The 12743-nt window shown below is 60.6% G+C and carries 14 protein-coding genes; 3 read left to right on the top strand and 11 right to left on the bottom strand.

Annotation, left to right across the window (positions count from 1 at the left end; all coding sequences use genetic code 11):
* Positions 1 to 33: 33 nt before the first annotated feature.
* Entirely contained in the window at positions 34 to 1014 is a 981-nt protein-coding gene (gene bcsN / locus AC25BC_RS06720; protein WP_026157311.1) for a cellulose biosynthesis protein BcsN, read from the bottom strand.
* A 324-nt stretch (positions 1015 to 1338) separates the two neighbouring features.
* On the opposite strand from bcsN, the gene AC25BC_RS06715 reads away from it, so the two are divergent.
* Positions 1339 to 1653 (top strand): DUF1236 domain-containing protein, encoded by a 315-nt coding sequence (locus AC25BC_RS06715; RefSeq protein WP_012756907.1) that lies wholly within the window; start codon positions 1339 to 1341, stop codon positions 1651 to 1653.
* Positions 1654 to 1692: 39 nt separating this feature from the next.
* Here AC25BC_RS06715 and AC25BC_RS06710 read toward each other — a convergent pair whose 3' ends face one another.
* Positions 1693 to 3339: an ATP-binding protein gene (locus AC25BC_RS06710; protein ID WP_128439638.1), complete on the bottom strand. Its 1647-nt coding sequence runs from the start codon at positions 3337 to 3339 to the stop codon at positions 1693 to 1695.
* A gap of 373 nt (positions 3340 to 3712) precedes the next feature.
* Here AC25BC_RS06710 and AC25BC_RS06705 point away from each other — a divergent pair, with 373 nt between their 5' ends.
* A complete protein-coding gene (locus AC25BC_RS06705; RefSeq protein ID WP_017993577.1) occupies positions 3713 to 4060 on the top strand; it encodes a response regulator in 348 nt (115 codons plus the stop codon).
* A gap of 9 nt (positions 4061 to 4069) precedes the next feature.
* On the opposite strand, the gene AC25BC_RS06700 is transcribed toward AC25BC_RS06705, so the two are convergent.
* From AC25BC_RS06700 to AC25BC_RS06675, 6 genes are all read right to left on the bottom strand, one after another.
* Positions 4070 to 4609 (bottom strand): MerR family transcriptional regulator, encoded by a 540-nt coding sequence (locus AC25BC_RS06700; RefSeq protein WP_012756904.1) that lies wholly within the window; start codon positions 4607 to 4609, stop codon positions 4070 to 4072.
* A gap of 150 nt (positions 4610 to 4759) precedes the next feature.
* Complete coding sequence (locus tag AC25BC_RS06695) at positions 4760 to 5098, bottom strand: integration host factor subunit alpha (RefSeq protein WP_003558352.1); 339 nt, start codon at positions 5096 to 5098, stop codon at positions 4760 to 4762.
* A gap of 105 nt (positions 5099 to 5203) precedes the next feature.
* The gene (locus AC25BC_RS06690; RefSeq protein WP_026157310.1) at positions 5204 to 6175 is read right to left on the bottom strand and encodes a beta-ketoacyl-ACP synthase III; all 972 of its coding nucleotides are present in this window, start codon (positions 6173 to 6175) and stop codon (positions 5204 to 5206) included.
* Positions 6176 to 6195: 20 nt separating this feature from the next.
* Positions 6196 to 7242 (bottom strand): phosphate acyltransferase PlsX, encoded by a 1047-nt coding sequence (plsX, locus tag AC25BC_RS06685; protein WP_012756902.1) that lies wholly within the window; start codon positions 7240 to 7242, stop codon positions 6196 to 6198.
* A gap of 98 nt (positions 7243 to 7340) precedes the next feature.
* Entirely contained in the window at positions 7341 to 7895 is a 555-nt protein-coding gene (locus AC25BC_RS06680; protein ID WP_012756901.1) for a YceD family protein, read from the bottom strand.
* An 11-nt stretch (positions 7896 to 7906) separates the two neighbouring features.
* The gene (locus AC25BC_RS06675) at positions 7907 to 8548 is read right to left on the bottom strand and encodes a ubiquinol-cytochrome C chaperone family protein (protein WP_041935494.1); all 642 of its coding nucleotides are present in this window, start codon (positions 8546 to 8548) and stop codon (positions 7907 to 7909) included.
* A 138-nt stretch (positions 8549 to 8686) separates the two neighbouring features.
* On the opposite strand from AC25BC_RS06675, the gene AC25BC_RS06670 reads away from it, so the two are divergent.
* Complete coding sequence (locus AC25BC_RS06670) at positions 8687 to 9220, top strand: outer membrane protein assembly factor BamE (protein ID WP_012756899.1); 534 nt, start codon at positions 8687 to 8689, stop codon at positions 9218 to 9220.
* Positions 9221 to 9316: 96 nt separating this feature from the next.
* On the opposite strand, the gene AC25BC_RS06665 is transcribed toward AC25BC_RS06670, so the two are convergent.
* From AC25BC_RS06665 to ribH, 3 genes are all read right to left on the bottom strand, one after another.
* Positions 9317 to 11455 carry a sodium-translocating pyrophosphatase gene (locus AC25BC_RS06665; protein WP_128439637.1) on the bottom strand — a complete coding sequence of 713 codons (2139 nt, stop codon included), beginning with the start codon at positions 11453 to 11455 and terminating at the stop codon, positions 9317 to 9319.
* 198 nt (positions 11456 to 11653) lie between these two features.
* Positions 11654 to 12136, bottom strand: a complete 483-nt coding sequence (gene nusB, locus AC25BC_RS06660; RefSeq protein ID WP_012756897.1) for a transcription antitermination factor NusB — start codon at positions 12134 to 12136, stop codon at positions 11654 to 11656.
* A 3-nt stretch (positions 12137 to 12139) separates the two neighbouring features.
* Positions 12140 to 12595, bottom strand: a complete 456-nt coding sequence (gene ribH / locus AC25BC_RS06655) for a 6,7-dimethyl-8-ribityllumazine synthase (protein WP_017993572.1) — start codon at positions 12593 to 12595, stop codon at positions 12140 to 12142.
* Positions 12596 to 12743 lie beyond the last annotated feature (148 nt).

The raw sequence follows: 12743 nt of genomic DNA, 5'->3' as shown, positions 1-12743 counted from the left end.
CGGGGCATCATCTGGCGCCCGCGGGCATGCTCATTATCTCTGGCAGGCGGCCGTCATGGCCGCGTCGCCTATGCAGTCCGGCGAAGGCACGGTGACGCCGATCGCCCTTACCGATTGTTCGATTGGCGCGGCGGCCGCATCCGGCCTTGCGCTCGTCAGTGGCGCCTCTCCCGGCAGCGGCACGCGCGGGCCGATAGGCGCCGGCACCGCTGCGACGCCTTGAGCTGGTTGCGCGGTCGAGGCGCTGCGAACGGCAGCGGCCCGCGGCCGGCCGACAACGGCAGGCGCCGGCTCGTAGCCGATCGGCATCGGGCTGGCGCGATAACCGCCCTCGTCGGGATAGATCGGTGCGCCGGTGCGCCCGAGCGCCACGTCGGCGGGCGGCGGATTGCCGTAAGGGTTCCAGACCTCGCCGTCGAAGGTGCCGGTGACGGTGTAGCCATAGACGATGCCGAGCAACTGGCGCTCGCTCGCTCTCGCATCGCAAAGGCGCAGGCGCAGCTGGATCATGCCGAAATTACGCGCCTGGGTATTGGCGTTGGTGCTCGAGCGGATCTGCTGCCAGGCATAGACGCAGGTGTCGCCGGCACGGCTGCGGCCGGAGGCATAACCGAAGGGGCCATAGGCGTTCTGCAGGAAGGTCGCCGACGTCGCCATCGGCACGCCGGGGGCCGAACGGGCCACCTCGCGGGCAATGCCGCTCTCATTGATCTTGCTGAAGCCGGCATTGCCGGCGCCGGGATTGGCCCCGGAAGCGCCGAAGAACTGGACCTTCAGGGAATTCTGACCGGGCACGGAGGATGAGGTAAACAGCGAGATCGTCTGCTCGACGCCGTTGCCGCGCTTGCGCTCGACGACGCTGACGATCGACGGGCCGCCCGGCGGCGGCAGGACCAGCGCCTTTTCAGGCGCCACGGTTTCCGGCGCGGAAGGCTGGCGCACACCGCCTGTCGATGTGCAGCCGGCCATCATGCCCGCCACGGCCACCAGCAATATTGTTTTCCGCAAGCGCATGTCTCGAGCCGCCGCAATCGTCTTTCTAGAGATCCATTCGCAAGCCGAAACGCGACGGATCGTCGAATCAACGACCGGTTGGTCGTCCGTTCAGAATAAACGTCCAACATGGTTAGCGAAAAGTAAACAAGCGAGCTCTAACATCACCATCTGGGCTCTTTTCGAACGCTGTTCAGGCAGATCAACCGTATGATGCAAAAATTAATTTAGTAACAACTTAAATGCTCTCATTGCGTCTGTCACTGCTGTTGCGAAAAGCCGCGGGGAACTATGCCGCATGGCCAGCGTTGCCTTGATGTCTTAGGTAGGAAAAGGAGAAATCCAATGCGCAAGACCATGCTGGCTGCGGCCGCCATGCTGACCATCAGCTCTGCCGCCTTCGCGCAGAGCACCGTCATCGTCACCGATCCCGCACCGACCGGCTCAGTCGTATTGCCCGGCGAGGTGCGCACCTATGTGATGGAGCAAAACACACCTTCCGTCGTCTATGAAGGCGACATCGCGGTCGGCACGACGCTGCCCGATACCGTCGAAGTGCATACCGTGCCTGATATTGACGGCTACGGTTATACCGTCGTCAACGAGCGACGCGTGATCGTCGAGCCGAAGACGCATCGCATCATCCAGGTCCTGGAATAACCCGATCTTGAACTATGGACGTGCGGCCGTATTTCGGCTTCACGTCCTCTCATCTTCCATCCTCGCCGGTACATTCAGAAGTTCGCGGATCTTGTGGGCGAGCTGCTCGAGGCTGAAGGGCTTGGCAAGCAGGGAAACGCCGTGATCGAGCACCCCGTTGTGAACGATGGCATTGCGGGTGTAGCCGGTCGTATAGAGGATCCGGATCGCCGGCCATTTTTCCCGGACGATATCGGCAAGCTGACGTCCGCTCATCTGCGGCATGACGATATCGGTGAAGATCAGGTCGACTGCCGCATTTTGCTCCAGAAGCATAAGCGCTTCCATGCCGCTAGCCGCCTGCAATACGGTGTAACCGAGTTCATGCAGGCTTTCGGCGGTCATGGTGCGGACGTTCTCATCGTCCTCCACCACCAGGATCGTATCTTTGACGCTGCCCTGAGGAAGCGGCTGGGCGCCGGCGACATTCAACCGGGCGTCCGCCGCGCCGACATGACGGGGAAGATAGATCTTCAACGTCGTGCCCCTGTCGATCTCTGAATAGATCTTGATGTGGCCGCCGCTCTGCTTGACGTAGCCGTAAACTTGGCTGAGGCCGAGACCGGTGCCTTTACCGGGTCCTTTGGTCGTGTAGAACGGGTCGAAGGCTCGTTCGATCACTTCCGGCGACATGCCGGTGCCGGTGTCGGTGATGCTGATCATCACATATTGGCCTGCCTCGACCTCCGAATGCATGCGCGAATATCGCTCGTCGAGTTCGGTATTGGCGGTCTCGATCGTCAGATTTCCGCCGCCCGGCATGGCATCGCGAGCGTTGACGGCAAGGTTCAGGATGGCATTCTCGAGCTGGCTCAAATCGGCAAAGCTCGGCCAAAGGCCGCCGGCAAGCACAGTCTCGATCCGAATGTGCTCGCCGAGCGTGCGACGCAGCAGCTCCGACATGCCGCCGACTAGCTTGTTGAGGTCGATCACCTCAGGGGCGAGCGGCTGCTGGCGCGAGAAGGCGAGAAGACGCGCAGTCAGCACCGCCGCTCTCTGCGCCCCGTCTCTGGCATTCTGGATGGAGTATGGCAGGCGAGGATCCTCGCTGCCGGTCAGGCGCCGCTGGGCGAGATCGAGATTGCCGATGATGATTGCCAGCATGTTGTTGAAATCATGGGCGACGCCGCCGGTCAGCTGGCCGATCGTCTCCATCTTCTGCAACTGGCGGACCTGCGCCTGAGCGGCAGCATTCTCTTCCATCTCGTGCCTGAGCTCGGCAGTGCGCTGGACCACTGTCTGTTCGAGGCGCGTGTTGAAGCTGTTCAGTTCACTGCGAAGGCGGCTTTGCCTGCCATGGGCGATGATGATCATCTCCATCAGGCCAACGATGATCACCGCATTGATAAGATAGGTGGAAAGGCCGACCCATTGGCCGGCGCTGGCCGGCCAGAAAACATTATGCGGCTCGACGAAAAACTGCTGGACAATGAAACCGGCAACCAATGTCGCGACAAAGCCCGGCCCGGCGCCGCCTATGAAACTCGCGAGCAATATCGCCGGAAGGAAGCTCAGGAAGGGAAATCCGGAGAGAGAGTCGCTGGCGGCAAGCCTCAGAAGAAACGTCAGGCCAACGAAGGCAATGGCCAGCGGATATGTATAACCCGGCCTGTGACGCAGCCAATCCGTGGCACTCAGCAAATCCATCCGACACCCCTTCTTACAGCGCCGCGCGTCTTTCGAGAGCCGCAAAAGACGCTGCAACACTTTGAATTGCTGCATAATTTTTTCCATAAATCGATTCCGATTTAAGGAATTATGCAGGAGCCGTTGCAAAGACGGCATCCAGCTTTTGCACATCGAATTTCAACCGGCAATATGCTGTTTCTCGCACTGCCGACCACGGCGTCTTGACGAGCCGTGCAAGCAGTCCACATAAACCTCCATGCCTAAGCGTGTCGCAATCTTTCAGATTCGCTCCTTGCGCTTTAGGTCTTTGTTTTTAGGCATGTCGTTATCGCAAAACCGCTCACAATTTGCGCGACATGCTTTAGCAAGGGGGCAATGGGTGAACCGGATCATGAAAGACATATTCATCGTCGAAGACGACACGCTGATTGCCATGCTGCTCGAGGACATGCTCGCCGATCTGGGCTACCGGGTGTGCGCGAGCGCGCCCGATCTGGAACGGGCGCTGACAACCGCCAGGGATACGGAGTTCGACGCTGCAATTCTCGACGTTTCGCTTGCAGGGCAGAGTTCGCTGCCGGTCGCAAAGCTGCTCGATGAACGCGGAAAACCCTATCTCTATGCGACGGGATACGGTACCGCACCTGAAGGCAGCAGCCCAAGCACGCTGCCTGTGCTGCAAAAACCCTTCCAGCTCAGCGAACTCGAACAGGCGATGAAGCGGCTTACCGAAGCCTGACGTTCCTGTTCAGCGCACCTGATCGAGCAGACGCTTGCATTCCAGGAGGTCATAGAGCGCCTCCTGCAGCAGCGCCCTGTCTTCCTTGCCAACGCTCGATTTGCCGATCGAGACTTCCTGCTCGTCGTCTCCGGCGACGAAATTGAAGAACCGGCGGGTGATCGGCGGCTTGGCGCGGCCGACGATCTGGTCTTCGTCGGCCAAGCCGACGCGCGGTTCCCCGGCACCCGTGTCCTGCACGCCCGACGCTAGCGCCTCGACGCTGGCGAGGTCGCCATGACCGACCGATATGACGAACTTGTTGCCGTTGGTCTTCAGAAGCTTCTGCACACCCTTGATCGTATAGCCGTGATCATAGAGCAAATGCCGGATGCCCTTGAGGAGGTCGACATCTTCCGGCCGATAGTAGCGACGGCCGCCGCCGCGCTTCATCGGCTTTATCTGGGGAAAACGCGTCTCCCAGAAGCGCAGCACATGCTGCGGCAGATCAAGATCGTCTGCGACTTCGCTGATGGTGCGAAAGGCATCGGGGCTCTTGTCCAACGTCATGCTGTTACGCGACCTCGCGGCTCGATCCTACGGCGACTCATCATATTTCAACGGTTTGGCGCCGACAATTCAAGTCATGTCTTGACGTTGCGCACAAGGATGGAGAGTGCGAGGGAGAAAAAAGCCGTTTCCGAAACGGAAAGCCAATTATCAGGGAGCCGGATTCTGCGGCTTCAGCTTGATCTTGCGAGCGACATGCGACTTGAGGATGCGCGTCTTCAACACGTTCGACGCCTTGAAGGTCATGACCCGGCGGGGGGAAATCGGAACCTCCTCGCCGGTCTTCGGGTTGCGGCCGATCCGCTCGTTCTTGTCGCGCACCTGGAAGGTGGCGAAGGAGGAAAGCTTGACGGTTTCACCACGCACGATGGCGTTGCAGATCTCGTCGATGACGGTTTCGACCAGTTCCGCAGATTCGGTCCGGGAAAGCCCAACCTTTCGGAAAACGGATTCCGCCAGGTCTGCTCGCGTCACTGTTTTTCCGGTCATGGTTTCCCCGCCCATACAAAATATTTTGTGAAATCGCACGAAGAGTATTTGTCTTGCGCCTTACGGTCAAGCTCTTGTTCGCCGCCAGTTTTTTAGGATTCGTGCCTACCAGCGCAGCAGAACCGCACCCCAGGTAAAGCCGCCACCCATCGCTTCGAGCATCACCAGGTCGCCCTTCTTGATGCGGCCGTCGCCGGCAGCGGTCGCAAGTGCCAACGGGATCGAGGCGGCCGACGTATTGCCGTGCAGGTCGACGGTGATGACCACCTTCGCGGCATCGATGTTCAGCTTTTTCGCCGAACCGTCGATAATGCGGCGATTGGCCTGGTGCGGCACCAGCCAGTCGAGGTCATCGGCAGTGGTGCCGGTCGAATCGAAAGCCGCCTGAATGACATCGGTGATCATGCCGACGGCGTATTTGAAGACCTCGCGACCTTCCATGCGCAGCTTGCCGACAGTGCCGGTGGTCGACGGTCCGCCATCGACATAGAGCTTTTCCTTGTGCGAGCCGTCGGAACGCAGATGCGCGGTCAGCACGCCGCGATCGCTAACGGTTCCCTTGCCTTCGGTCGCTTCGAGTATGATCGCGCCGGCGCCGTCGCCGAAAAGCACGCAGGTGGTACGGTCGTTCCAGTCGAGAATGCGCGAAAAAGTTTCGGCGCCGATGACGAGAACGCGCTTTGCCAGCCCGCCGCGGATATAGGCATCCGCGGTCGTCACCGCATAGACGAAACCGGTGCAGACGGCCTGGACGTCGAAGGCGAAGCCGTGACTCATGCCGAGCCGGTTCTGGATGTTGACCGACGTGGCCGGAAACGTGTTGTCCGGCGTCGAGGTGGCACAGATGACAAGATCGATATCGGCAGGTGTCAGGCCGCCATTGGCAAGCGCTGCGCGTGCGGCGGCCTCGCCGAGCGACGCCGTCGTTTCGTCATCGCCGGCGACATAACGCTGGCGGATGCCGGTGCGCTGGACGATCCATTCGTCGGATGTGTCGACGATGGCCTCCATGTCACGATTGGTCATCACGCGCTTCGGAAGTGCGGCTCCGAACCCGCGAACCACTGAACGGATCATCTTTGATTGAACCCCATCGCTCATGCCGCTTCCGGGCCCATCGGGGGCAGCCGCTTGGCATGATATTTCTTAAGATCGTTTTCTATTTTCTGATTGAGGCCGTTCTTGGCCATGTCGTAGCCGACTTCGATGGCGGCTGCGATGCCTTCGGCATTCGCCCCGCCATGGCTCTTGATGACGATGCCGTTCAGGCCGAGAAACACGCCGCCATTGACCTTGCTCGGATCGAGCTTCTCGCGAAGCATGTCGAAGGCGCTTTTGGCGAAGAGGTAGCCGATACGGGCGAGCAGCGTGCGCGACATGGCGGCCCGCAGATATTCGCCGATCTGCTTGGCGGTGCCTTCGGCGGTCTTGAGCGCGATGTTGCCGGAGAATCCTTCGGTGACGACGACGTCAACCGTACCCTTGCCAAGGTCGTTGCCCTCGACGAAGCCGGAATATTCGAGCGAGTCGATGTTTGCCTCGCGCAACAGCCGGCCTGCCTCCTTGACCTCCTCCTGGCCTTTCATCTCCTCGACGCCGACGTTGAGAAGGCCAACCGTCGGACGTTCGACTTCGAAAAGCGCGCGCGCCATGGCGCCGCCCATCAGGGCAAAATCCATCAGCTGCTGCGCATCGGCGCCGATCGTCGCGCCGACATCGAGCACGATGCTCTCACCCTTCAGCGTCGGCCAGATCGCGGCAATCGCCGGACGCTCGATATTGGCCATGGTGCGCAGACAGAATTTCGCCATCGCCATCAGTGCGCCGGTATTGCCGGCCGAGACCGCGACATCGGCCTCCCCCGTCTTCACCGCCTCGATCGAGCGCCACATGGTGGAGATGTAGCGGCCTCGGCGCAGCGCCTGGCTCGGCTTCTCATCCATGGCGACGGCAAGCTCGCAGTCGTGAAAGATCGATTTTTCCTTGAGTTTCGGAAATTTGGCGAGAACCGGATCGCACTGTTCCTTGAGACCGTAGAGAACGAAGGAAATATCCGGATGCCGATCCAACGCCTTGGCGGCGCCGGGGATGACAACCTGGGGACCAAAGTCGCCACCCATGAGGTCGAGAGATATTCTGATCACGCGTCCCTGATCCTTCTTTTCGCCGAGGGCGAAATTTCGGCCAAAATACCGGTTTTGGCGTCGCTTACAACTGAATTGTGTCAAATGCCAGAGGGGCTTCAGTCCTTTTTCCAGTCCTTGAGAGCTGCGAAAGCGGAAGGCTTTTTGTCGTCCTCGCCGCTGTCTTCGACGTGGCCGGAGAATTCGATACCCTGCTTGCGCGGATAGGGATCGATCGCGAGCGCGGCGAATTCGGCAACCACCTCGCCGGCGTCGATCGTATCGCCGACAAAGTTTTCGGGCAGATCGGGACCGTCTGGATCGAGCAGCATCTCGCCGGCGTCGTTGCCGGCCTGACGGGCAAGCTTGGAGCCCTCCGGCACGAAGATCTGCTCGAAGCTCTCGTCGATGGCGGATTCGACCGGTTCCAGCGTCACGACGCAGGACTGGACGATCTTCGCCTTCACCCGGCCCTTGATGCGCACGCCGTCGCGCTTCCAGCGGGCAATCTGCAGATCGGCGCTGAGATCGTCGACGGAGACGACATTCCAGGTCCGGGCCAACGCCTTCAGTTCGCTGGCGTCGGCTTCGACATGGACCTCGACGGGGTTGGCCGAGATATGGCCGACCTTGACGTGATAGGAGAAGGGAACACCGTCCCGATCATTCTGCATCGTTTCCTCCTTCAGCTGACCGGCGGGAGCGTTGCCGAACCGGTGGCGATTACCTCTTCGGCCGCGGCGGACAGATGCGATTCTGCAACCATCATCCATCCGGCGAGACCGGACATATCGGCCGGCGCCGAGGTTTCGGGGTAGATATTGCGCTGAAGGGCAAGAGCGAGGGCTTCGGCATCGCCTGTGTCCATCGCCTTCGAATAGGCTTCGAGCCGGCCGTAAAACATGCCGGCGAGCTTCTTCATGCGCTTCGGCACGCTGTTGTCGCCGATGCCGAGTTCCCGGATCGAATAGTCGATATCCTGGAAGAAAGCGTCGACGATCTCCTGGGCGATCTCCTGGCCGCTGGTGGCGGAAGCACGGGTGCGGCGAAAAAACAGAATCATGGCAATCGACAGCATCTCGAAACGGCCCATGACCGTATCCGGCACATTGAGGCGCTCGTAGAGTTCCGGCATGCGCGCGGCCGCCGCCAACGCCGCATATTGCCTGTCGACGATCGCTTGATTGTTGTTTTTCTTGCGGAAGAGCCCGAGGATCATTGTTTTTTCCGGAAATGCCTCATTCTTCATGCCGGCTGGCGTTTGGCCTTGTTGCATGATTTCGAAAGCTGGTTTACCGAAGCAGGCGCGAATTGCAATGCCGATCATGGCCAGTTTCGGGACGACGCCTTCGACGCGTCAGCGAAGCGAATTCGGGAAATTCGACCCGGAATGGCCACAATGGTTTTGCAGGAGGTAAAGCGTGCAAGGCCCAGAATGGCTGCTATCGACACTCACAGGGAGTAGATGTCGTTGAAGAAACGGTATTTCAAGTCTGACATGAAATTCTTCAGCAATGCGGCCATTGCCCTCATAATTGCCTCCACTACCGCTCTCTCCGGTTGCCAGACCAGCACCGTTCTCAACGGCGGCTACGTCGCCGACCAGCAGTCGCTGAACCTCGTTCCGGAAGGCTCCAGCCGCGAGCAGGTGCTGCTTTCGCTCGGCACCCCGTCGACGACGGCGACCTTCGACGGCGAAGTCTTCTACTACATCTCGCAGCGGCGCACGCGTGCGGTCGCCTTCCAGAAACTGAAGGTCGTCGATCAAAGCGTTCTGGCGATCTATTTCGACAAGGACGGCGTCGTCAGCCGCCGCGCCAACTATGCGCTGCAGGACGGCAAGGTGTTCGACACGATCGGACGCGTCACGCCGACCGGCGGCAAGGAACTCACCTTCCTGCAACAGATGCTTTCCGGCGGCAGCGCCGCGAGTGCTGCCCGCAGCCTGTTCGGCGGCGGCGCCGGCGGCACGCCGCAGAACCCAAGCAGCCTGCGCTGATCGGACACGCCTCATGCGAAAACCCGCCGGATCGCTCCGGCGGGTTTTTTTATGGTCGCTGTGTCGGCTTGAATTGTGCCAAGCCGGCGACGTTGTTTATCCGGCGAGAACGGCGAGCAGCAGCAGCGCGACGATGTTGGTGATCTTGATCGCCGGGTTGACGGCGGGGCCGGCGGTATCCTTGTAGGGATCGCCGACGGTATCGCCGGTGACGGAGGCCTTGTGCGCATCCGAGCCCTTCATGTGACGCACGCCGTCCTTGTCGACGAAACCGTCTTCGAAGCTCTTCTTGGCATTGTCCCAGGCGCCACCGCCCGATGTCATCGAGATGGCGACGAAGAGGCCGTTGATGATGACGCCGAGCAGCGATGCGCCAAGGGCGGCAAAGGCGGAGGCCTTGGAACCGGAGATGAGAAGCACGCCGAAATAGACGACGATCGGCGCCAGCACCGGCAGCAGCGACGGCACGATCATCTCACGGATGGCGGCCTTGGTCAGAAGGTCGACCGCCCTACCGTAATCCGGCTTTTCCGTGCCCTGCATGATGCCGGGCTTTTCCTTGAACTGACGGCGCACTTCCTCGACGATCGCGCCGGCCGCACGGCCGACGGCGGTCATGGCGATGCCGCCGAAGAGGTAAGGAATGAGACCTCCGAAGATCAATCCCGCCACCACGTAAGGGTTGGAAAGATCGAAGGAAATTTCGCCGATGCCGGCAAAATATGGGAACTTGTCGCCATTCGCCGCAAAATATTTGAGGTCGTAAGAGTAGGCCGCGAAGAGAACCAGAGCGCCGAGACCGGCAGAACCGATGGCGTAGCCCTTGGTGACGGCTTTGGTCGTATTGCCGACTGCATCAAGCGCATCGGTGGATTTGCGCACCTCCGGCGGCAGATGCGCCATTTCGGCGATACCGCCGGCATTGTCCGTTACCGGTCCGAAAGCGTCGAGCGCGACGATCATTCCGGCGATGCCGAGCATGGCGGTGACCGCAATGCCGGTGCCGAACAGGCCGCCGAGCTGATAGGTGGCAAGAATGCCACCAACGATGACGATGGCAGGCAAGGCCGTCGATTCCAGCGAAACGGCCAGGCCCTGGATGACGTTGGTGCCGTGACCGGTGACCGAGGCTTGGGCGATCGAATTGACCGGACGCTTGCCGGTGCCGGTGTAGTATTCGGTGATCACCACGATCAGCGCAGTGACGACAAGGCCGACGATGCCGCAGAGGAAGAGGTGCGTGCCGGATATATCGGCGCCTCCGACGGAGCCGATCGATCCCCAGCCGATGGTGAGCGAGGTGGCAGCGCCGAGACCGACGATCGACAGCAAGCCGGTGACGATGAGGCCCTTGTAGAGCGCGCCCATGATCGAGCCGTTCGCGCCGAGTTTGACGAAGAAAGTGCCGATGATCGAGGTGATGATGCAGGCACCGCAGATCGCCAGCGGGTAGACCATCGCAGACTGGAGGATCGGCGCGCCGGCAAAGAAGATCGCGGCGAGAACCATGGTGGCGACGACAGAGACCGCATAGGTCTCGAAAAGGTCGGCGGCCATGCCGGCGCAGTCGCCGACATTGTCGCCGACGTTATCGGCAATCGTTGCCGGGTTGCGCGGATCGTCTTCGGGAATGCCGGCTTCCACCTTGCCGACCAGATCGCCGCCGACATCGGCGCCCTTGGTAAAGATGCCGCCGCCGAGACGGGCGAAGATCGAGATCAGCGACGCGCCGAAGCCGAGCGCCACCAGCGCATCGATGACTTCGCGCGAGCCGCTCTCATGGCCTAGCCCGATGGTCAATACCGTATAGTAGATGGAGACGCCGAGCAGGGCCAGGCCAGCCACCAGCATGCCGGTGATCGCACCCGACTTGAAGGCGATGTCGAGGCCGGCGGAAAGGCTAACGGAAGCCGCCTGGGCGGTGCGCACATTGGCGCGGACGGAGACGTGCATGCCAATGAAACCAGCAGCACCGGAAAGCACGGCGCCAATCAGGAAGCCGATCGCGGCCTCGCCGGAAAGAAGCAGCCAGGCTAAAATGAAAACAACAACGCCGACAATGGCAATGGTTCTGTACTGGCGCGTCAGATAGGCTTGAGCGCCTTCGCGGATATAGCCCGCGATCTCCTGCATGCGGCTATTGCCCTGATCGGCGGCAAGCACCGACCGGGTTGCCCAGGCGGCATAAACCACCGAGAGCAGACCGCATGCGATTACGCATAAAAGAATCGTCATTTCGCTCTTTCCTCCCATAGGCCGGAGATCACTCCTTCTCCGGCAGATACGCCGCCGAATCGCCTTCCTCTCCACAGAAATGCCACAGCTAAGCGGTGCGGAGATTGCGTGGTCGATCACGTGGCGTCAAGACCGCAAGGGGCGAAAACCATTGCGGTACGAAGAAAGACGTAGGGGGATTATTTGGCGGCTAAAGACTTATTTCTTCGCCTCGCCGCGGACCTGCTTCGCGATGCGGTCGAGCACAGCGTTAACGAGCTTCGGCTCGTCGTCATCGAAGAAGGCCTGGGCGATCTCGACATATTCGGTGACGATCACCGCCACTGGAACGTCCTTGCGATCGGTGATCTCGAAGACGCCGGCGCGCAGGATGGCGCGCACGGTGCTGTCGAGGCGCGACAAGGCCCAATCATCCTGCAGGGCTGCGGCAATCAGCGGATCGAGGCGGACCTGATCGCGCACGACGCCGGAAACGATGGAACGGAACCAGGCGACATCGGCCTTCAGATAGGTCGCGCCGTCGAGTTCCTGGCCAAGACGGTGCGCCTCGTATTCGGCGACGATCTCCAAAACGCCGGTGCCGCCGACATCCATCTGATACAGTGCCTGAACGGCAGCAAGACGGGCAGCGCCCCGCTGGTTTGCAGTCTTGACCGGCCGTTCCGTCTTGTCGTCGTTCATTCGTTATGCACCCAGTTTCTGCTTCAGCTCGATCATGGTCAGAGCTGCACGAGCGGCAAATCCGCCCTTGTCCTTATCCGTGCGGCGCGCGCGCGCCCATGCCTGTTCGTCGTTTTCGACGGTCAGGATGCCGTTGCCGATGGCAAGGGACTCGCTGACCGCAAGATCCATCAAGGCGCGAGAGGATTCGTTCGACACGATATCGAAGTGATAGGTCTCGCCGCGAATGACCATGCCGAGGGCGACATAGCCGTCATAATGCGTTCCGCCATTGTCGTCTCCATCGAGCGACATGGCAATCGCTGCCGGAATTTCCAGTGCGCCGGGGACGGTGACGACCTCGAAGGTGGCGCCGGCCTCTGTCAATGCGAAGGTCGCGCCTTCGAGCAGGGCGTCGGCCATGTCGTCGTAGAAGCGGGCCTCAACGATCAAAATATGGGGAGCGGTCTCTCTCGGCATGGTTCACCTTCGGTTGGCGGGACATTTACCCACTCGGCAGCCCGCGGTCAAAACATGCCTTCGGCCGAATGGCAAGCAATTTCGCCTGATGCCGCAATACGAAAGACGAAATTCTGCAAGGGGATAGCAGCACTATAGATGCACAGCT

The organism is Rhizobium sp. WSM409, from assembly GCF_057653825.1.
This window is presented reverse-complemented; position numbering and strand designations above follow the sequence as displayed.